This is a genomic window from Fulvivirga maritima, assembly GCF_021389955.1.
GTDB lineage: Bacteria > Bacteroidota > Bacteroidia > Cytophagales > Cyclobacteriaceae > Fulvivirga > Fulvivirga maritima.
This window is the reverse complement of the sequence record NZ_CP089980.1, coordinates 4,270,016-4,288,989: the sequence shown is the minus strand read 5'-3', so window position 1 is coordinate 4,288,989 and position 18,974 is coordinate 4,270,016. Positions and strand designations below refer to the sequence as shown.

Annotated in this window: 18 protein-coding genes; 9 read left to right on the top strand and 9 right to left on the bottom strand. The window is 39.1% G+C overall.

Annotated elements, in window-relative coordinates; genetic code table 11:
- Nucleotide 1: 1 nt before the first annotated feature.
- The 4 genes from LVD15_RS18195 to secG are packed head-to-tail and all read left to right on the top strand — an operon-like array spanning nucleotide 2 to nucleotide 3,211.
- Nucleotides 2-1,279: a sigma-54 interaction domain-containing protein gene (locus tag LVD15_RS18195; protein WP_233776642.1), complete on the top strand. Its 1,278-nt coding sequence runs from the start codon at nucleotides 2-4 to the stop codon at nucleotides 1,277-1,279.
- Between the two features lie 16 nt (nucleotides 1,280-1,295).
- The gene (locus LVD15_RS18190) at nucleotides 1,296-1,802 is read left to right on the top strand and encodes an LptE family protein (protein WP_233776641.1); all 507 of its coding nucleotides are present in this window, start codon (nucleotides 1,296-1,298) and stop codon (nucleotides 1,800-1,802) included.
- A gap of 50 nt (nucleotides 1,803-1,852) precedes the next feature.
- Nucleotides 1,853-2,815, top strand: coding sequence for a DUF8458 domain-containing protein (locus tag LVD15_RS18185; protein WP_233776640.1), 963 nt, complete (start codon nucleotides 1,853-1,855; stop codon nucleotides 2,813-2,815).
- 15 nt (nucleotides 2,816-2,830) lie between these two features.
- A complete protein-coding gene (gene secG / locus LVD15_RS18180; protein ID WP_233776639.1) occupies nucleotides 2,831-3,211 on the top strand; it encodes a preprotein translocase subunit SecG in 381 nt (126 codons plus the stop codon).
- A 79-nt stretch (nucleotides 3,212-3,290) separates the two neighbouring features.
- Here secG and LVD15_RS18175 read toward each other — a convergent pair whose 3' ends face one another.
- Nucleotides 3,291-4,001: a hypothetical protein gene (locus LVD15_RS18175; RefSeq protein ID WP_233776638.1), complete on the bottom strand. Its 711-nt coding sequence runs from the start codon at nucleotides 3,999-4,001 to the stop codon at nucleotides 3,291-3,293.
- A gap of 235 nt (nucleotides 4,002-4,236) precedes the next feature.
- Here LVD15_RS18175 and groES point away from each other — a divergent pair, with 235 nt between their 5' ends.
- Nucleotides 4,237-4,515 (top strand): co-chaperone GroES, encoded by a 279-nt coding sequence (gene groES / locus LVD15_RS18170; RefSeq protein ID WP_233776637.1) that lies wholly within the window; start codon nucleotides 4,237-4,239, stop codon nucleotides 4,513-4,515.
- 58 nt (nucleotides 4,516-4,573) lie between these two features.
- Nucleotides 4,574-6,190 carry a chaperonin GroEL gene (groL, locus tag LVD15_RS18165; protein ID WP_233780983.1) on the top strand — a complete coding sequence of 539 codons (1,617 nt, stop codon included), beginning with the start codon at nucleotides 4,574-4,576 and terminating at the stop codon, nucleotides 6,188-6,190.
- Nucleotides 6,191-6,500: 310 nt separating this feature from the next.
- Here groL and LVD15_RS18160 read toward each other — a convergent pair whose 3' ends face one another.
- Entirely contained in the window at nucleotides 6,501-7,898 is a 1,398-nt protein-coding gene (locus LVD15_RS18160; RefSeq protein WP_233776636.1) for a peptide MFS transporter, read from the bottom strand.
- Between the two features lie 219 nt (nucleotides 7,899-8,117).
- On the opposite strand from LVD15_RS18160, the gene pckA reads away from it, so the two are divergent.
- Both pckA and LVD15_RS18150 read left to right on the top strand, forming a co-directional pair.
- Entirely contained in the window at nucleotides 8,118-9,737 is a 1,620-nt protein-coding gene (gene pckA, locus LVD15_RS18155; RefSeq protein ID WP_233776635.1) for a phosphoenolpyruvate carboxykinase (ATP), read from the top strand.
- A 96-nt stretch (nucleotides 9,738-9,833) separates the two neighbouring features.
- On the top strand, nucleotides 9,834-10,250 hold the full coding sequence (locus LVD15_RS18150) for a DUF6146 family protein (protein ID WP_233776634.1): 417 nt from the start codon (nucleotides 9,834-9,836) through the stop codon (nucleotides 10,248-10,250).
- Here the strand turns inward: LVD15_RS18150 and recQ are convergent.
- Genes recQ through LVD15_RS18125 form a run of 5 tightly spaced genes read right to left on the bottom strand, consistent with a single transcriptional unit; the run spans nucleotide 10,232 to nucleotide 16,161 of the window.
- Nucleotides 10,232-12,418: a DNA helicase RecQ gene (gene recQ / locus LVD15_RS18145; RefSeq protein WP_233776633.1), complete on the bottom strand. Its 2,187-nt coding sequence runs from the start codon at nucleotides 12,416-12,418 to the stop codon at nucleotides 10,232-10,234. The genes LVD15_RS18150 and recQ overlap by 19 nt on opposite strands.
- 47 nt (nucleotides 12,419-12,465) lie before the next feature.
- Nucleotides 12,466-13,755, bottom strand: a complete 1,290-nt coding sequence (locus LVD15_RS18140; RefSeq protein ID WP_233776632.1) for a NupC/NupG family nucleoside CNT transporter — start codon at nucleotides 13,753-13,755, stop codon at nucleotides 12,466-12,468.
- A 57-nt stretch (nucleotides 13,756-13,812) separates the two neighbouring features.
- Nucleotides 13,813-14,412: a bifunctional nuclease family protein gene (locus LVD15_RS18135; protein ID WP_233776631.1), complete on the bottom strand. Its 600-nt coding sequence runs from the start codon at nucleotides 14,410-14,412 to the stop codon at nucleotides 13,813-13,815.
- A gap of 3 nt (nucleotides 14,413-14,415) precedes the next feature.
- Complete coding sequence (locus LVD15_RS18130; RefSeq protein ID WP_233776630.1) at nucleotides 14,416-15,372, bottom strand: electron transfer flavoprotein subunit alpha/FixB family protein; 957 nt, start codon at nucleotides 15,370-15,372, stop codon at nucleotides 14,416-14,418.
- A gap of 51 nt (nucleotides 15,373-15,423) precedes the next feature.
- A complete protein-coding gene (locus tag LVD15_RS18125) occupies nucleotides 15,424-16,161 on the bottom strand; it encodes an electron transfer flavoprotein subunit beta/FixA family protein (protein WP_233776629.1) in 738 nt (245 codons plus the stop codon).
- Nucleotides 16,162-16,253: 92 nt separating this feature from the next.
- Between LVD15_RS18125 and LVD15_RS18120 the strand changes: the two genes are divergently transcribed.
- Nucleotides 16,254-16,574: a tetratricopeptide repeat protein gene (locus LVD15_RS18120; RefSeq protein WP_233776628.1), complete on the top strand. Its 321-nt coding sequence runs from the start codon at nucleotides 16,254-16,256 to the stop codon at nucleotides 16,572-16,574.
- Between the two features lie 74 nt (nucleotides 16,575-16,648).
- Here LVD15_RS18120 and LVD15_RS18115 read toward each other — a convergent pair whose 3' ends face one another.
- Together LVD15_RS18115 and LVD15_RS18110 are read right to left on the bottom strand one after the other, a co-directional pair.
- Complete coding sequence (locus LVD15_RS18115; RefSeq protein ID WP_233776627.1) at nucleotides 16,649-17,641, bottom strand: quinone oxidoreductase family protein; 993 nt, start codon at nucleotides 17,639-17,641, stop codon at nucleotides 16,649-16,651.
- Nucleotides 17,642-18,083: 442 nt separating this feature from the next.
- Nucleotides 18,084-18,848: a DUF72 domain-containing protein gene (locus tag LVD15_RS18110; protein ID WP_233776626.1), complete on the bottom strand. Its 765-nt coding sequence runs from the start codon at nucleotides 18,846-18,848 to the stop codon at nucleotides 18,084-18,086.
- Nucleotides 18,849-18,974: the final 126 nt, after the last annotated feature.

Sequence of the window (18,974 nt, the reverse complement as noted above, 5' to 3'; positions counted from 1 at the left end):
AATGGTTGAATCTGAAATTCAGAGTATAAAACAACGATTTGGTATAATAGGAAATTCTTCCTTGCTCAATCATGCCATACAAGTAGCTATGCAAGTAGCCCCTACTGATATGTCTGTACTTATTACAGGTGAAAGTGGTAGTGGTAAAGAATCTTTCAGTAAAATAATCCATCACCTCAGCCCCAGAAAGCATAACCAGTTTATAGCTATCAACTGCGGTTCTATACCAGAGGGAACGATAGACTCAGAGCTTTTTGGTCATGAAAAAGGCTCTTTTACAGGTGCACATGAAGCCCGGAAAGGCTATTTTGAAGTCACTAGTGGCGGTACCATATTTCTTGATGAGATTGGGGAAATGCCCATTGGCACACAAGCCAGGCTTTTAAGGGTTTTAGAAAATGGAGAATTTATAAAAGTTGGCTCATCAAAAGTACTGAAAACGGATGTTAGAGTAGTAGCTGCTACTAACGTTAATCTGATGAAATCTGTAGATGAAGGCAAGTTTAGAGAAGACCTTTATTACAGACTAAGCACAGTGCCTATTTATGTGCCGCCTTTGAGAGATCGTGGTAATGACATAGAACTCCTTTTTAGAAAATTTGCTACTGATTTTGCTGAGAAATATAAGGTAAAGCCAATCGCTCTTACTGAAGATGCTAAAGAAACTTTACTTCAATACAGGTTTCCTGGTAACATCAGGCAATTGAAAAATTTAACTGAGCAGATATCTGTACTCTCTTCTGAGGATAAACTCATCACTAAAGAGACGCTTTTAAAATATCTGCCAGGCAATAACAACCAGCTTCCAGCTCTTTATCAAGATCCTGAAAAGAGTAATCAGCACATTTCAGAAAGAGACCTATTATATAAGGTGCTTTTTGATATGAAAAAGGATATGAACGATTTGAAAAAATTCGTTTTGGAAGCGCTTCAGACAGAAGGATCAGCACATCAGGTTATAGAAGATCACAGCGAATTGTTCGAAAACCTTGATAATAACAGCTTGCATCATCAGAAGAGCGTGATCCCTGATGAACCTGTGCTTCTGAACATAAATTCTGATCATAGTCAGTATGATGATGATGCATCTGAAATTCAGGACATCACTCATGAAACAGAAGAAGATGATTCTCTTTCTATCGAAAAGAAGGAAAAAGAACTGATTATTAAGGCTTTAATGAAAAACAACAATAAAAGAAAGTATGCTGCGAAAGACCTCGGGATTTCGGAACGAACTTTGTATAGGAAAATCAAACAATACGAACTTGAGGATCTTTAATCTAAGAATTTTTTTAATGATAATCCTGCCCGCTTTTTCATTGGCAGGATGTGGTGTTTATTCATTTACAGGCGCTAATATCACGGCAGAGACCATTTCTATTCAGCAATTTTATAATGATGCTGAAGGCGGACCTCCTGATATGCCACAAACCTTCACTAACAAGCTAAAAGACTACTACCTTTCTAACACCAACCTTGGTATGGTAGACGAAGATGGTGAACTACAGCTAGAAGGATCCATTACAGGATATAGACTAACACCTATTGCACCTACAGCTTCTGATAATGACGTTTTGGGAGGTAACACTTCCGCGCTTACCAGACTAACTATAACGGTTCAGGTTACTTATGTAAATACTGAAGACGATCAGTTTAACTTTGAGAATAAATCATTCTCATTCTATAGTGATTTTGATAGTGATCAAAATCTTACCGCTATTGAGGCCACACTACTTGATGAGATCTTTGACCAGATAATTTTGGATATATTCAATGCCTCGGTTGCCAATTGTAATTTTTAATATATTTTTACTTATTAAATTTGAATACAATTTCATCAAATCCAGCAGCTTTGAACAAACAGAAGTTTATTAAAATTGTCAAAAATTATAATAATATTTCTGAAGAGGATAGGAATAAACTTCATGAATTAGTTAAAAACTATCCCTACAGCCAGATATTACATACGCTTATAGCAAAGGCTAATAATGATGCTAATACTGACATAGCAACGCAAACTTTGCATTATGCTGCGCTGTATGCATCTGATAGGCATGTGCTAAGAAATATTATAGAAGAAGAGCCTGAAGAAGAGGAAGTATTAATTTCTGCTGACGAAGAGCTGGTAACGGAACCAAAAGAGGAAAGTGGCTTCTCAGCATCTATTGACGAAGAAGACATTCACTCTGAAGAGCTAAGAGACAGTGTACTGCTAGACCTTGAAGCCCTTAGAAAAAGTAAAGAATCTTATTTAGAATGGGTAGCGGAGCATCCTGAAAAGGAGAAAAAACCGGCTAAGAAAAAAACTACTAAAAAGAGTACAGAGAGCTCAACTAGCACCAAGGCTAAGAAAACTGCTACAGCGAAGGAACCTGCTGCTAAAAAAACGGCAAAGACTACCGCCAAAAGCACTACCAAGAAGTCCACTGCTACAAGCAAAAAGACTTCAACTACAGCCAAAGCTGCTACAAAAGCTAAAGCCAGTACCTCTAAAGAAGGTGGATCTACTACTAAAAGAAAAACCAGTGGTAAACCCACCAAAACAAATAAAGAAGAGCAAAACCAGATCATTGATCAGTTTATAAATGCAGAGCCTACGCTTTCTGCCAAACCTACCGCTTCTTCTGAAGCTCAGGTAGATCTATCAGAAACAAGTACCCACTTTAGTGACGACCTAGTTTCAGAAAATTTAGCTATAATATTAATCGGCCAAGGTAAAAAAGACAAGGCAATTGATATATATAAAAAATTAATTTGGAAATTTCCGCAAAAAAAGTCGTACTTTGCGACTCAAATTAAAGACTTGCAAAAATAATTTAGTAGTAAGATAATGATTACATTAGTTTTAAGTTTAATAATTCTAGCATCTATATTGCTTGTATTGATCATCTTAGCACAAGATTCAAAAGGCGGTGGACTTACCAGCCAATTCGGGGGTGCAGGAGCCAGCAATATGATTGGTGTTAAAAAAACAGGCGATTTATTAGAAAAGTTAACATGGGGCTTTGCCATAGCCATAATCGTTCTTACTCTCGCTACTAATTTCCTTTTCACTCCTGCTCAAGGACCTATTGATGAGTTTAGAGAAAGAGCTAACGAACAAGGTGCAGGTTCACTTCCTGGACAAGAGCTGTTACCAGCTGAAGAAGGACAAGGAACTGACGCAGGATCTCTTGAAGAGATTGCTCCAGCTGAAGATTCAGTAGAATAAAAGATACCTATATTATACTAATAAAAAGGCCGTTTCATTAATTTGAAACGGCCTTTCTTATTTTATTTTCAATAGACACTTATGTCTTGGAAATATACTTTACTAGTAGGCGCTTAGCTACAGGCTCTAACGTGGAATTATATGGAAACTTCTCCTTAGAGTAAAATAGAAAAGTAGCCGGATTAGGCAGGTCTTTAAACCTTCTGGTGAGGCTCACCTTTATACTTTCATAAGTAGTGCCCCACCCTTTCTGCACTGCTTCCACAAAATAGGTATTTAAAGCCCTGTATTTCTCTTTAGCGGTCTCCAGCATGGTAAGCTCATAACGGTATATCTTAGTCTTTTTACTGTTATTGCTTATAAACATATAACCTTCATTAGTATATAAAGGCATAAGCCCAATAGGTGTAAGCTCACAGTTTCCCTCTACCAGCTCATACACCTCCGCACCCGCAGCTACAGAAGACTTAAGCCTGGGCAAAGAAAACTCTATTATATTTTCAATTTCTTTTAAGAGTTCGTGGTCATTTTCCGCCTGCTTATAAATCAGCTCCAGCTTCTCCTTATCAATCCCGGTTATGTCTTTAGGCATATCATTGCTAAACTTTCTTTTACTCTCCCTAAACTGTATCAGGTTATTATAATGAACTACCAAATCAGACAAAAAGGGATACAATTTTCTTTCTTCAAATGAATCAGTAGCCCGCTTAAGATAGGCGAGTAAAACATACTTTTTATACTCATAATCTACCAACCCTTCAGTAAACCAGTTATTACTCAAATGCTCCATATTCACACAATTTTAATAGTATAATGTACAAAAAAACCACATAGAAGGCAAGCACTGCCAAATTGCCATATTGCCATTCGTGTAATTATGTCATACCTGCATTTATCTTGTCATGGTAAATGCCTGAAATCTGCAAAAATGTCCATTTATTGAGGTCAAAACTGATTGGCACAAAAGGTGTAATAAGCCAAGCACAATTTAGAATCAAAGTTTTAATTAAAACCTATAACAAAAAATGTCAAAAGTGAATATTAAGCCTCTTGCGGACAGAGTTCTTGTAGAAGCTGCCGCTGCTGAAGAAAAAACAGCTTCAGGTATCATTATCCCTGACACAGCTAAAGAAAAGCCTCAAAAAGGTAAAGTTATAGCTGTAGGTACAGGTAAAAAAGATGAGCCTTTAACTGTAAAAGAAGGTGACGAAGTACTTTATGGTAAGTATGCTGGTACAGAGATCACTGTAGAAGGCAAAGAATATCTTATCATGAGAGAATCTGACATATTTGCAATTGTTTAATCTGTTTTGAGTAATCAATACAACGACTAAAAATTTAGAAAAATTATGGCTAAAGAAAATATTATTCAACACTGTAGCAAGAGAAAAACTTAAGAAAGGAGTTGATGCTCTTTCTGATGCAGTGAAAGTTACATTAGGACCAAAAGGTAGAAATGTAATTCTTGACAAAAAATTCGGTGCACCTACAGTTACTAAAGATGGTGTATCTGTAGCAAAAGACATCGAGCTAGAAGATGCTATTGAAAACATGGGCGCTCAGCTTGTAAAAGAAGTAGCTTCTAAAACTGCTGATGATGCTGGTGATGGTACTACTACCGCTACAGTATTAGCTCAGGCTATCTTCGGTCATGGTATTAAAAACGTGGCAGCTGGTGCTAACCCTATGGATCTTAAAAGAGGTATTGACAAAGCCGTAGCTGCTGTAGTTGAAAACCTTAAGAAACAATCTAAAACCATTGATTCTTCTAACGAAATTGCTCAAGTAGGTACTATCTCTGCTAATAATGATGCTGAGATCGGTAAAATGATTGCTGATGCAATGGACAAAGTGGGTAAAGACGGTGTAATCACTGTAGAAGAAGCTAAAGGTACTGAAACTGAAGTTAAAACTGTAGAAGGTATGCAGTTTGACAGAGGATACCTTTCTCCATACTTTGTTACTAACACAGAGAAAATGGAAGCTGAGCTTGAAAACCCTTACATCCTTATTTATGATAAGAAGATCTCTGCTATGAAGGAGTTACTTCCTATTTTGGAAGCTGCTGCTCAAACAGGTAGACCTTTAGTAATCATTTCTGAAGATGTAGACGGAGAAGCTCTTGCTACTTTAGTAGTAAACAAAATCAGAGGTGCTCTGAAAATTGCTGCTGTAAAAGCTCCTGGTTTCGGAGACAGAAGAAAAGCTATGTTAGAGGATATCGCTATCCTTACTGGTGGTACTGTAATTTCTGAAGAAAGAGGTTATAAATTAGAAAGCGCTACTTTAGACTACTTAGGTACTGCTGAAAAAATCAACATTGATAAAGACAACACCACTATCGTTAATGGTGCTGGTAACTCAGATGACATTGAAGCTAGAGTGAATCAACTTAAAGCTCAAATGGAATCTACTACTTCTGATTATGATAAAGAAAAACTACAAGAAAGACTTGCTAAGCTTTCTGGTGGTGTAGCTATCCTTTATGTAGGTGCTGCTACAGAGGTAGAAATGAAAGAAATTAAGGATAGAGTAGACGATGCTCTACACGCAACCAGAGCAGCCGTACAAGAAGGTGTAGTAGCTGGTGGTGGTGTAGCTCTTATAAGAGCCATCGATGCCCTAGAGAATATTGAAACTGAGAATGAAGATCAAGCTACTGGTGTTAACATCATCAGATTGGCTATCGAAGCTCCTTTAAGAACTATCGCTGCTAACGCAGGTCAGGAAGGTTCTGTGATCGTTCAAAAGATCAGAGAAGGAAAAGGAGATTTCGGCTTCAACGCTAGAGACAATAAATATGAAAACCTTATCCAAGCTGGTGTAATTGACCCTACTAAAGTGACAAGATTAGCATTAGAAAATGCTTCTTCTATCGCTGGTTTATTACTTACCACTGAGGCTGTAGTTGCTGATCTTCCTGAAGAAGATAAAGGACCTGCTATGCCTGCTGGAGGCGGAATGCCAGGCATGATGTAATAACATCAAATTATAGGTTAAAAGAGAAGGCTTCGAATATTTTCGAAGCCTTTTTTTGTTTCAAAAACTATTACAAATGGTAAAAGCAAAAGTATTTACCATAACATCTTTTGGATTGAATTAACGTCATTTCTAAATCACAAATTATAGCGTAGTGATATCTGACATCTCCTTACTCCACGAGTCAATGTTCCTTACAGTATTACCATACACGACTTAACCTTTAGCAACCTAAATACGCGCACTATACAGACACAAAAAAGGCCAATCATCGCTGATTGACCTTTAGTATTATTTATCAATTGTAAGTTTATTCAGCCTTATCAGGTCTTGAATATCCTTCATCTTCTACAACCTCTACGGGTGATAAGTCTTCAGCACCATGCGTAAGCCTTTTCAAAGGTTTCAATAGTAATATTACTATAACTCCTATTAAGGTCCATATTACTGCTATACCAGTGAAAATTTCAAACTCTCCTAAATCCTGAGCTACCTGGCCTATCATACCTGCAGCCTTATTTCCAAAACCGGTAGCAGCCCAATACAAGCCCATAATTAATGAAGCATATTTAAGCGGAGCCAGTTTAGTGATGAAAGAAAGTGAAACAGGTGACGCACAGAGTTCACCAATAGTATGAAAAAGGAAAGCTAAAATTAACCAGTACATAGCAGAAGAACCTTCATTAGCATACTCCACTGAGGCTGCACTCATAAAACCAAAGCCCAGTGCCATTACTATAAGGCCTACAGCCATTTTGAATAATGAAGACGACTCATTGCCCTTTTGCTTCCATTTATACCAAAAACGACCCACTACTGTAGCAAGTGTTATAATGAAAAACGAATTAACAGACTGAAACACTGTTGCTGGTATTTCCCACCCAAATAGATGACGATCCGTCTTTTGGTCTGCATACAAACTCATTAAGCCTCCCGCTTGTTCAAAAGCGGCCCAAAATAACACGATCAATAAGAATGAAAGTAATAATACTTTTACTCTGTCTTTTTCTATATCTGTTAGTGGTCGATTCAAAATTTCATTGCCAGCCACATCATCTTTAGAAATCCGATTACCTACATGTTTCAAATATTTTTGTCCCCAGATATATACTGCCTGGCCTAAAAACATGCCTATAGCAGCTAACCCGAAACCATAATGCCAATTAATGCTTTCTCCAATGTATCCACAGAGAATAGGCGCTGCAAATCCTCCAATGTTAATCCCCATATAGAAGATATAAAAACCAAGATCCCTTCTTTCATCTCTCTCTTTATACAACCCTCCTACCATGGAAGAAATGTTAGGCTTTAACCCTCCTACTCCTAAAATGATAAATAGACACCCTATATAAAATGAAGTCTCGGAGTTTAGAGCTAAAATAGCATGCCCGATACAAAGTAGGGCTCCCCCTACCATCACTGTCTTTTTCTGTCCTAAAATTCTATCAGCTACCCAACCACCAGGAATGGAAGAAACATATACCAACATAGTATACCACCCATAAAGAGCTAATGCTTCATCGTTGGTCCAACCAAAACCTGCATTGTCTGAGGTGGTTTCTGCCACCAGAAACAAAACAAACAAGGCTCTCATTCCGTAATATGAAAAACGTTCCCACAGTTCAGTGAAGAACAAAATGTATAAACCCACCGGATGACCGAACAATTCCTTTTCGGTTGGCGAGTTATTGACAGATATACTCGACATATTTTTTTAAACTAACTTTTTTTAAATACCGCTAAAACTAACACTGTTAGGGTTCATAAGCAAATTATATTTTGTATTCGGCTTAAGCCAATTATGCATGGTTATTAAAGAAACTGCAAACGATTTAAATTTTTAAAAAATCATAATAACAGCCAATAATTATTCCCTATTTTTGAATAACATCAAAAATGATCATTCACTATTTAAGAATTTAAGTATATGGAGGAAATAGGGTTAAAATCTAAAAGTCATGATCTTAAGCATACAGGTGTAAATACATCTGAAAAAGTATACTGGAATCAGACTCCCGCAGAATTAGTAGAGCTAGCATTGGCCAATGGCGAAGGGCAACTTGCCGATAATGGAGCACTGATGTGTGATACAGGCTCTTTTACCGGACGGTCACCAAAAGACCGGTTTATAGTAAAAGATAGCCTCACTGAGAATGAGGTGTGGTGGGGAGATATTAACATTCCTTTTGATTCAGATCAGTTTGATCTTTTGCATAAAAAAATGCTCGATAACCTGAAAAGCAAAAATCTATATGTTAGAGATGCTTATGCTGGTGCTGACAAAACCTACCGCCTAAAACTCAGGGTTATTAACACTAAAGCCTGGCAGAACCTCTTTTGCCATAATATGTTTCTAAGGCCTGACGCTTACAAACTTGAAGATTTTGAACCCAATTTCACTATTATTTGTGATCCGGATTTTAAAGCAGATCCCAAAACTGACGGCACCAGACAAGAGAACTTCGCCATTATTAATTTCACTAAAAGAATGATATTAGTAGGTGGTACAGGTTATGCCGGTGAGATGAAAAAAGGCATATTCTCTGTGCTTAACTTTCTGCTACCCACTGAGCACCACGTTTTGCCTATGCATTGCTCAGCCAACATTGGGCATAACACCTTGGATACTGCCATATTTTTCGGCTTATCAGGTACAGGCAAAACCACCCTATCTGCCGATGCTAACCGAGGGCTAATTGGTGACGATGAACATGCCTGGACAGAAAAGAATGTATTCAATTTTGAAGGCGGTTGCTATGCTAAGGTTATAGATCTAACCCGTCAAAAAGAACCTGAGATATATGACGCCATTAAGTTTGGAGCTATTGTAGAAAACACGCGTTTCATTCCAGAATCACGCACCATTGACTACACCAATACTACTGTAACCGAAAATACGAGAACAGCTTACCCAATTCACCATATTCTCAATGCAGTAGAACCTTCTGTAGGGGGTATCCCTAAGAATGTTTTCTTTCTTACCTGTGATGCTTATGGTGTATTACCTCCTATTTCTAGGTTAAACAAAGGGCAGGCGATGTACCATTTCATCTCCGGCTACACCGCTAAAGTTGCCGGAACAGAAGCCGGCGTTACAGAACCACAAACCGTATTTAGCGCTTGTTTTGGTGCTCCATTTCTTCCGCTTCACCCTACGCGGTATGCTGAAATGCTGGGAGAAAAAATGGAAAAGAATGATGTTAACGTATGGCTGGTAAATACCGGCTGGACCGGCGGGCCTTACGGCGTAGGCAGCAGAATGAAACTGCAATACACTCGAGCGATGATTACCGCAGCGCTTACCGGTACTTTAGAAAACGCCGGGTATAGAAAACACTCCATTTTTCATTTTGAAATACCTGCGGTGTGTCCAGGGGTTCCATCAAAAGTACTGAGTCCCAGAGAAACCTGGCAAAATGACAAGGGCTATTATGACATGGCCAATAAACTGGCCGATGCCTTCAATAAGAACTTTGATAAATATAAGGAGTTTGCCAATGAAGAAACAAAAGCGGCTTCTCCTGAAAGAAACTTAAACTTTGTCTAGCCCATAGGCAGAAGGCGTCTTTAACCGGGGCGCCTTCACTTTTTCTATCAACTTTAAGACCTTATCATTTGTTATAGAACAAACAAGGAGGTCACCATGAAAAATATCTTATCCCTGGCTCTAATTTTTATTCTTTTCTCTGCCTGCTACACTTCTCCGCCTACAGGGCACAAACGTAGCACAGGTTCCAATATACTCAGTGAAAGAAATGAAGATGGAGAGTACGAACTGATCATAATTGACTCGGGCTATGACCGATGGCTAAGCCGATATGCAAAACCTGCTAACTATTATTCATTAGCTTATTATGAGCAGAAAAACACGTTCTACGCCAACTCTTGGAATGAAAAAGTAGGTAGAGGTGCTTACTTCAGAGACGAAAATTACCCATTTGAAAATCGTATTGACTACGACCCTACCATTGATTACGGTTTAGAGCTCAATTACAGGCTCTTCACTTACTTCAAATACATTGAAGAGGTCTACGGCCAGCGCTACAACTTTCCGTCCTGATTGGCCTGTTTTTCGGTTTCAAATTTCAAATGATTAAGAACCGATCGAATTTGCCCATAAGTGATTTCCTCTCTTAGTTTGTCCTTAATGGATTTTAGACCCGGCTCCTGATTGTTTTTAACCACTTCATGAATTTCATCATAAAGCTCTTGAGTTATCAGGTCAAACACGCCTAGTTTACCAGACAGAACACATTCATTTAAATGATTTTCAACGGTAGTAGCTACAATACCACGCTGAGCAGCTATCTCCTCTATAGATACCCCCTCTTTGAAGAGTTGTAAAGATACAAGAGCAGTACCTCTGGCTCCAGATGAGGCCTTCTTCCTTTTAGGCTTAACTCTTTTATTTTGGATAGCAGTTGATAAATTGTGCTGCTCACAATACTCTTGCACTACTGCCAAAAACTCACTACCGTATTTTTGAACCTTCACTTCACCAAAGCCGGAAATTTTAAACAAAGCATCTGTTTCTAGTGGCAGATATGTAGCTAACTCTACCAAAGTAGCATCAGAGAAAACCACATAGGGAGGCACTCCTTCCTTTATAGCAAAATCGGCGCGTAATTTTTTCAATTGATCAAAAAGTGGCTTCTCATATTCTGGTGCACTCTCCTGAACCACTGAAAAGGTTTCTTTCACCTGACTCAGCTTCACTTTCACTTTTCCGCTCAGTACCTCTTTGCTTTTTTCAGTAAGCATAAGCACAGGAAATTTCCCTTCTGATTTCTTTAAAAAGCCAAGATGAATAAGGTCTCTTAAATAATGCCCCCAGTCTTCTTTGCTCACATCCGCTCCTACCCCATAGGTTTTTATTTGCTTATGCTGATCCCAGATCTTAGCCGATTTAGACCCACGCAAAAAGTCAATTATATAAGTCTGACCAAATCGCTCTTCTAATCTATAGACAGCAGATAAAGCCTTTTGTGCTATTACTGTTCCATCAAACTTCTGGTCTTCAGAAAGGCATACATCGCAATTACCGCATTCATCCGGGGCTTCTTCATCAAAATACTCTAGCAGGTATTTTCGCCTACAGGTGCGTAGCTCACCAAACTGAGCCATTTCAGAAAGCTTTTTAAGCAATACCTCCGTTTGCTCTTGATTATCATCAATCTCCACAAAGCCTCTGAGCTTCCTTACATCGGCATAACTATAAAAAAGCAAGGCATCGCTATCCAGACCATCTCTACCTGCACGGCCCGTTTCCTGGTAGTAGCCTTCTATATTTTTAGGCAGATCCATATGCACTACAAAGCGAACATTAGACTTGTCTATTCCCATACCAAAGGCAATGGTGGCTGTAATGATCTTCACCTGATCATTGATAAACTTCTCCTGATGTTCATCTTTGGTTTTTCTATCCAAACCTGCATGGTAAGGCAAGGCATCAAAGCCGTCTTCCTTCAGTCGTTCTGCCAGCCCTTCTACTGATGCTCTGGACAAGCAATAGATGATACCACAATCTTCCTTATGGGCATCTAAAAACTGAACTAACTGCTCATAGCTACTCTGCTTAGGTTGTACCAGGTACCTAATGTTTTCTCTATTAAAACTAGACAGAAATACTTGAGATTTGGCGATCCCTAACTGCTCCAGGATATCAGCTCGAGTGAGCTTGTCTGCGGTAGCGGTAAGCGCAATCAGAGGCACATTAGGGAAGTTTTCTTTGAGCTTAGACAGCATCATATACTCTGGCCTAAAATCATGCCCCCACTGAGAAATACAATGGGCCTCATCAATAGCAATAGACGCTACCTTTATCTCACTTAAAAAATTAAGAAAAGCATCTCCCTTACCTATTAGGCGTTCTGGTGCCAGGTATAATAATTTGAGCTCATTGGCCCGGAGTTTAGAAAAGACTTCTGTTTGCTCTTGTGTGGTAAGTGATGAATTGAGATATGCCGCTGATATGCCATTAGCGGTCAGAGCATCGACCTGATCTTTCATGAGAGCTATCAGCGGAGAAACCACTATGGTTACACCTTCCAGCATCAAGGCTGGCACCTGATAGCACAGAGATTTACCTCCGCCAGTAGGCATGAGCACCAAGGCGTCATTACCTGCCAGCACGGTATCTACTATCTCTTTCTGATGCTTACGAAAACTTGTATATCCAAAATACTTCTTGAGTACGCTTTCCGGTGTATTAGTTATGGCATCAGACATAACCACAAATTAAAAAAAGATAAAGGACAATGCCTATTCAATGTAGGTTATCCTAACAATGCTCCTGCTATTGTGGCTGTCATCATAGTGGCCAGGGTAGCGGCAAACAACGCTTTCATACCCAGGCGAGAAAGGTCTCCCTGTCGATTAGGCGCCATACCTCCTATTCCACCTATCTGAATAGCTATAGAGCTAAAGTTTGCAAATCCACAAAGAGCATAAGTAGCTATTACAATAGACTTCTGAGTTAATAACCCTTGCGATTTCATTTCTGCCAAACTCAGGTACCCTACAAATTCATTAAGCACCACTTTTTGCCCCAGCAAGCTTCCCACTTTAATAGTCTCTTCCCATTCTACCCCCATAACAAAGGCAAAACAACGAAAAACCTGACCTAAGATATATTCTAATGAAAAGCCCTGAAAAGTTCCATCAGTGCTCTCTTTTACAAATTCATTAAGGCCGGTGTAAGCTCCTATCCCATCTACTAAGATCCAGTTAAGCGCATATATAATGGCTATAAATGCCAATAACATACCTGCTATATTGATAGCTAAGCCTACACCATCTGAGGCGCCTCTGGCTAAGGCATCTATAAGGTTAACGCCCATACTATCTTTACTCACTTTTATGTCAGTATCAATATCTTCAGGACGATCTTCAGGCAATACTATTTTAGAAAGCACTATGGCCGCAGGTGCATTCATGATAGAAGCACTAAGCAGGTAAGAGGCATATTTTGCTTTTTCTACAGGATCATCACCTCCAAGGAAGGTAACATAACCCGCCAGCACACCACCCGCTATGGTAGCCATACCCCCAGTCATAAGACACATGAGCTCAGAGGTAGTCATATTTTTAACAAAAGGCCTTACTAAAAGTGGGGCTTCTGTCTGCCCTAGAAATATGTTACCCGCAGCAGACAAACTTTCTGCACCAGATAAACGCATGGTTCGAGACATTACCCAGGCAATTACAAAAACGATTTTCTGAAGTACACCCAAATAATATAGTCCTGCTGAAATACAGGAGAAAAAGATTACAGTTGGTAGTACTTGAAAGGCAAATATGAAACCGAATTTACTGACTACGGTAAGGTCTCCAAACAGGAACTTGGCTCCTTCTCCGGCAAAACCCAGGAATGTTACGAACATGTCACTAACCCAGGAAAAGGCAGTGGCTACAAATTCAACTTTAGTAATCAGTATTGCAAATATTAACTGGAGCAAAACCCCTACGCCCACCAGTTTCCAGTCTATTGCTTTCTTGTTTGCTGAAAAAGCAAAGGCTATAGCTATTAGAACTACCAGCCCGATTAATCCTCTTAAATAATCCATTTATAAAAAAACACAAAAAGGCCTCTCTTTAAAGAAAGACCTTTTCTAAGGTTAGTATTAGTTTCTTCTACTTAGTTCATCTCTGATTTTTGCTGCCTTCTCATAGTCCTCTTTTTCGATGGCATCATTCAGCAATTCATTGAGTTTATCTATTGATAAGTTCTTCAAATCATCGCCTTTTTCCTTGGGCTTTTTCTCAGATGATTTTATTTCATTTCTTATCTCAGCAATATCATCTTCTGACTCATCAGTAAGTACGATACCTGCTTCAGCAAGGATAGATTCGAAAGTGTAGATGGGCGCATCAAATCTTAGACCTATGGCTATAGCATCTGATGGTCTGGCGTCAATCTCTATAGTTTTACTTCCGTTATTACATACAATTTTGGCAAAGAAAACCCCTTCTTTCAGGTCAGAGATCACGATCTCTTCCACCTTATAATCGAACCCATGAGCAAATGATTTAAACAAATCATGCGTCATAGGCCGGTTAGGTATTATTTTCTCTATCTCTATTGCAATGGCCTGAGCCTCGAACATTCCAATGATGATCGGTAATCTCCTACTTCCTTCTGATTCTCCCAATACTAGTGCAAAAGACCCCGATTGGGATTGACTGGAAGAAAGTCCTAATATTTCTAATTTAATCTTATTCACAAATTATTTAGCTGCTCTAATTGCCTCGGTTAATTTCGGTACCACTTCAAACGCATCACCTACGATGCCATAATCAGCGGCTTTAAAAAATGGCGCTTCAGGATCTTTGTTGATCACCACAATATTTTTTGATGAATTTACTCCGGCTAAATGCTGAATAGCTCCTGATATACCTATGGCGATGTATAATTGCGGGCTTACCTTTACGCCTGTTTGTCCCACATGCTCATGGTGAGGTCTCCATTCCATATCAGAAACGGGTTTGCTACAACCTGTAGCAGCTCCCAATTCTTTAGCCAGCTCTTCAATCATACCCCAGTTTTCAGGGCCTTTTAGTCCCCGACCTCCTGAAACTACAATTTCTGCTTCTGGCAATAGTACTTCACCGGTTGCTTTATCTGTATTTGTTATTTTCGCGTCAAACTCGCTATCAGAAAGGTCAGCTGCAAATTTCTCTACAGTGGCTGCTCCTCCTGTTTCTTTTACCTCAGCGGCATTCTTTTTTATGGCGAGTATCTTTTTATCTTTAGTAAGCTCTACGTTAGCAAAAGCTTTACCTGTATATATGCTTCTTTTTACTTTGAAGCCTGCGCTGGTATCTGGCAAGGCTACAACGTTAGACACCAAACTAGCGTCATTTTTAATAGCTACACGAGCAGAAACAGGAGCTCCTAATGAGGAGTTAGCCAACACTAAGATGTCAGCGCCTGTACTTTCCATAGCTTTACTTATAACAGTAGCATAAGCCTGAATGATACCTTGGTTCAGTTTTTCATCGTCGGCATGAAGCACTTTAGTAGCTCCATATTTGCCTAAACCTTCAAGCTCAGATTGATCTATATTATTACCCATAGCCAGTGCTGTAACATCTTCAGAAATGGCAGCAGCATAAGCTACGGCTTCTAAAGAGGTCTTTTTCACCTGACCATCAGCGTTTTCCACAAAAACTAATATTGACATAACGGTTGGTTTTGCGTTGTTGATTTATGATTTATTATCGATAGCTTCAAATTAAATTACTTTTGCTTCATTCTTAAGCAAATTAACTAACTCCTCTACGTTGTCAGCATCAATCATTTTCACATCTCCTTTGGCAGGAGGCATTTCAAACTTCTCCAGCTTAGTAGCTGAGGCACCTGCTGAGGGCTCTACCACATTAAGCGGTTTGGTTCTTGCTGACATGATCCCTCTCATGTTAGGGATTTTCCACTCAGCAATAGGCTCCTGACAGCCGGCTACAAACGGCAACTTCACTTCGATTGTTTCTTTTCCTCCTTCAATCTCACGAGTCATCTTAGCGGTATCGCCTTCAATATCGAGAGTCATTACAGGAGAAACAGATGGAAGGCCAAGAAGTTCACCAACCATACCATGCACCATACCTCCATTGAAGTCAATAGATTCGCGGCCCATCAGTATGAGGTCATATCCTGCATCTTTAGCTACGTTAGCAATTTCACTAGCTACAAATAATGAATCAGTAGGCTCGGCATTAATTCTGATGGCTTCATCAGCGCCAATGGCTAGTGCCTTTCTGATGGTAGGTTCTGTTTCAGCAGTTCCTACATTAAGAACAGTAATAGATCCACCACTTTGCTCCTTTAATTCTACAGCTCTGGCCAGCGCATAATCATCATATGGACCGATGATATACTGGACTCCGCTTTTGTCAAATTCCGTATCACCATTAGTGAACGAGATACGAGAGGTCGTATCAGGTACGTGGGTAATGCAAACTAGTATTTTCATTTATCTGAGGCTTAAGTTTAGTAGTTAATAGTATGCTGTTATTTTTGCAGCGAAGATAACGAATAATGAAGCAAATAAAAATTGTATTATAAATGAATTCACCCCGTATAAATCAACTGCTTAAGTTTTTAAAAGAGGACCCAAATGATCCTTTTACGCTATATGCTCTGGCCACAGAATACCGAAACTCGGACATTCAAAAGGCCCTTGAATATTATGACATTTTGCTCAGCCAGCACCCGGACTATCTGCCTACTTACTACCATGCTGCCAACCTTTTTATAGACCTTGAAGAGCATGACCGGGCAGAAAGCACCTTTGAAAAAGGAATTGAATTAGCTAAAGCTCAAAACAATTCTTTACTACTGCGAGAGTTACAAAATGCTTATAACAACTTCCTATTTGACGATTAACGCTTTGCTAAAATTCTTAGCAATTAAGAACGTAAAATATTGTTAATCAAATAGGTTAGGTTATATCACTCTAATTAAAACTTCACCACAACCTTACCCATTTTGGTAGGTTGTGCTATTTCATCAAAAGACTTTTCTATGTCATCAAAATCTCTCACCGAACTGAGTAATGGCTTTATTTTATTCTTTTCTACAAAGCGAAGCATTTCCACAAATTCGGTATCATTTCCCATGGTAGATCCCTGCAGTGTGATCTGATTCCAGAACATACGATAGAGGTCTAATGATGAAGGCAGACCGTTAGTAGCCCCGTAGAATACTATTCTACCACCAGGTCTCATTATCTTCAGGAAGTTATTAAACTGATCGCCACCGGCACTATCTATCACTACGTCAAATCCACCTTTAGTCTGCCATGGATTTTTATGCCAGTTTGGTAGTTTGTAGTTAAAACCACCTTCAGCTCCCATATCTAAGGCCATATTAATCTTCTCTGGTCTGCCACTGGTAACAAATACCTTAGCGCCAACGGCCATAGAAAATTGAAAGGCAAACTGTGCTACACCACCTCCGAAACCAGAAATGAGTACATTAACACCATCAGTGATTTTACCATGATAAAAGCAAGCTCTATAGGCTGTAAGACCCGCCAGAGGTAAAGCTGCAGCCTCCTCTTCCTTTAAGCCCTGAGGTATACGATGAACACGATTGGCCGGCACACTGATATATTCGGCGAAAGTACCATGAGAGGGCATTCCCAGAATTGAATAATCTCTGGATTGTACCGCTTTGTTATCGCCCCATTCTCGGTTCGGATTAATGATCACCGTCTGCCCCATCCATTTTTTATCGGCTCCTGATCCTACTTCTACTACTTCTCCTACTCCATCAGACCCTAGTACGGCATTGAGCTGGATGTTCGGGTACCTTCCTTCTCTAATAAATTGATCGCGTTTATTTAAAGCTGCTGCTTTTAATTTTACCAGTACCTCATCTTGTTGACATACTGGTTTATTCATCTCCACTATTTCCACCTTACCGGGTGATGTTAATACTAGTGCTTTCATTTATTATCTCTCATTTAAGTTAATCACCAATGTGTTTACTGCATTTTCAAAAGGCGAAAGCTAATATTCATTGCAATCTCTTTAAAGATAAAAAAAAGCTGATCATATTGTAATGCTCAACCACGAAAGATTCGCACTGTTTAGGAATATTTTAAGAAGTTATTTTTTAGTGAAGCGCAATTAAGCATTTCATCTAAGCTATGATTTTGAGTAATCATAATTTCAGAGTCCTCACCATTAAAAAAGAGAAATAGCACCCTAATTCTATGGTAGAAACAACACAAAATCACCTATAACAAAAAGTTATATCACATTCATACTTCTTTTTAAATCAGGCAATTGAATATCAATTCCGCAATTTTGGTTTAACTTATTTATGAGGTATTCGCAAGCCTCTGGTGTGTTCACATCATCTTGCTGATGAACAAAAAAATAGAGTTCTTCAAGGCCGCTTTCTATCCAAGATTTGATCCTTTTCTACCCACTGATCCATGCGGGTAAAATCAGTAGGATGAAAATCATAACCATTAAATCTTACAAAGGCCTTTGTGTTAGTTAATCTCTGATGAAGCACATCTCTTCGAGTAGCCACATCCGTAATTACCGCACCTCTTCCATATTCTTCGAACATATGAAATGTCTCATCATAGACCACCGGATCTGAGAACCAATCAGGGTGCCGCAGCTCTATGAACATAGAAAAATCTTCTGGTATATCCTGAAGGTAGCCGGCCAACCGATCAAGGTATTTCGGAGTATAATTATTAGGCATTTGTAAGAAAGCAGGCCCCAACTTATCGTCAAAAGAATAGGCCGCTTCAAGAAAATAATCAGTGAATCTTTTAGAGTCATCATTCAACCTTTTCAGGTGACTTATGCTCCTCGAAAATTTAGGACAGAACTTAAACCCTTCTGGTGCCTGGGCAGTCCATGATTCTACATTCTCCTTTTTAATACTGTAGAAAGTAGTGTTCAATTCTATGCTATTGAAATTTTTCACATAGTGCTTTAAAAAATCTTTGTCTCTGGTTTTGGGAGGATAAATTAGACCTACCCACTCCTTTCTGCCCCATTTGGCACAACCAACATACACTTCGACAGATTTATTCCCTTTTGCTAGATTTTTAGGTGTATCAGGATGATCTTCAGGGAGGTTTAAATCTATACTTTCTAATTCTTCTTTAGATGCTGGTTTACCAAATTTCATATTCTATCAATCGAAATATTCTGTTTTAACTAAGCTGACATAAATTATCATTACGCCATCTTTTCTATTAATTAACAGACAGAAAGCATGAAAGTTGGCAAGATGAAGAGCAAGTGCTTGGCTCCA

Bases quoted from the DNA above. Each gene is read 5' to 3' on its own strand.
- LVD15_RS18195 (WP_233776642.1), top strand. From the start codon at position 2: ATGGTTGAATCTGAAATTCAGAGTATAAAACAACGATTTGGTATAATA.
- LVD15_RS18190 (WP_233776641.1), top strand. From the start codon at position 1,296: ATGATAATCCTGCCCGCTTTTTCATTGGCAGGATGTGGTGTTTATTCA.
- secG (WP_233776639.1), top strand. From the start codon at position 2,831: ATGATTACATTAGTTTTAAGTTTAATAATTCTAGCATCTATATTGCTT.
- LVD15_RS18175 (WP_233776638.1), bottom strand. From the start codon at position 4,001: ATGGAGCATTTGAGTAATAACTGGTTTACTGAAGGGTTGGTAGATTAT.
- groES (WP_233776637.1), top strand. From the start codon at position 4,237: ATGTCAAAAGTGAATATTAAGCCTCTTGCGGACAGAGTTCTTGTAGAA.
- LVD15_RS18160 (WP_233776636.1), bottom strand. From the start codon at position 7,898: ATGTCGAGTATATCTGTCAATAACTCGCCAACCGAAAAGGAATTGTTC.
- pckA (WP_233776635.1), top strand. From the start codon at position 8,118: ATGGAGGAAATAGGGTTAAAATCTAAAAGTCATGATCTTAAGCATACA.
- LVD15_RS18150 (WP_233776634.1), top strand. From the start codon at position 9,834: ATGAAAAATATCTTATCCCTGGCTCTAATTTTTATTCTTTTCTCTGCC.
- recQ (WP_233776633.1), bottom strand. From the start codon at position 12,418: ATGTCTGATGCCATAACTAATACACCGGAAAGCGTACTCAAGAAGTAT.
- LVD15_RS18140 (WP_233776632.1), bottom strand. From the start codon at position 13,755: ATGGATTATTTAAGAGGATTAATCGGGCTGGTAGTTCTAATAGCTATA.
- LVD15_RS18130 (WP_233776630.1), bottom strand. From the start codon at position 15,372: ATGTCAATATTAGTTTTTGTGGAAAACGCTGATGGTCAGGTGAAAAAG.
- LVD15_RS18125 (WP_233776629.1), bottom strand. From the start codon at position 16,161: ATGAAAATACTAGTTTGCATTACCCACGTACCTGATACGACCTCTCGT.
- LVD15_RS18120 (WP_233776628.1), top strand. From the start codon at position 16,254: ATGAATTCACCCCGTATAAATCAACTGCTTAAGTTTTTAAAAGAGGAC.
- LVD15_RS18115 (WP_233776627.1), bottom strand. From the start codon at position 17,641: ATGAAAGCACTAGTATTAACATCACCCGGTAAGGTGGAAATAGTGGAG.
- LVD15_RS18110 (WP_233776626.1), bottom strand. From the start codon at position 18,848: ATGAAATTTGGTAAACCAGCATCTAAAGAAGAATTAGAAAGTATAGAT.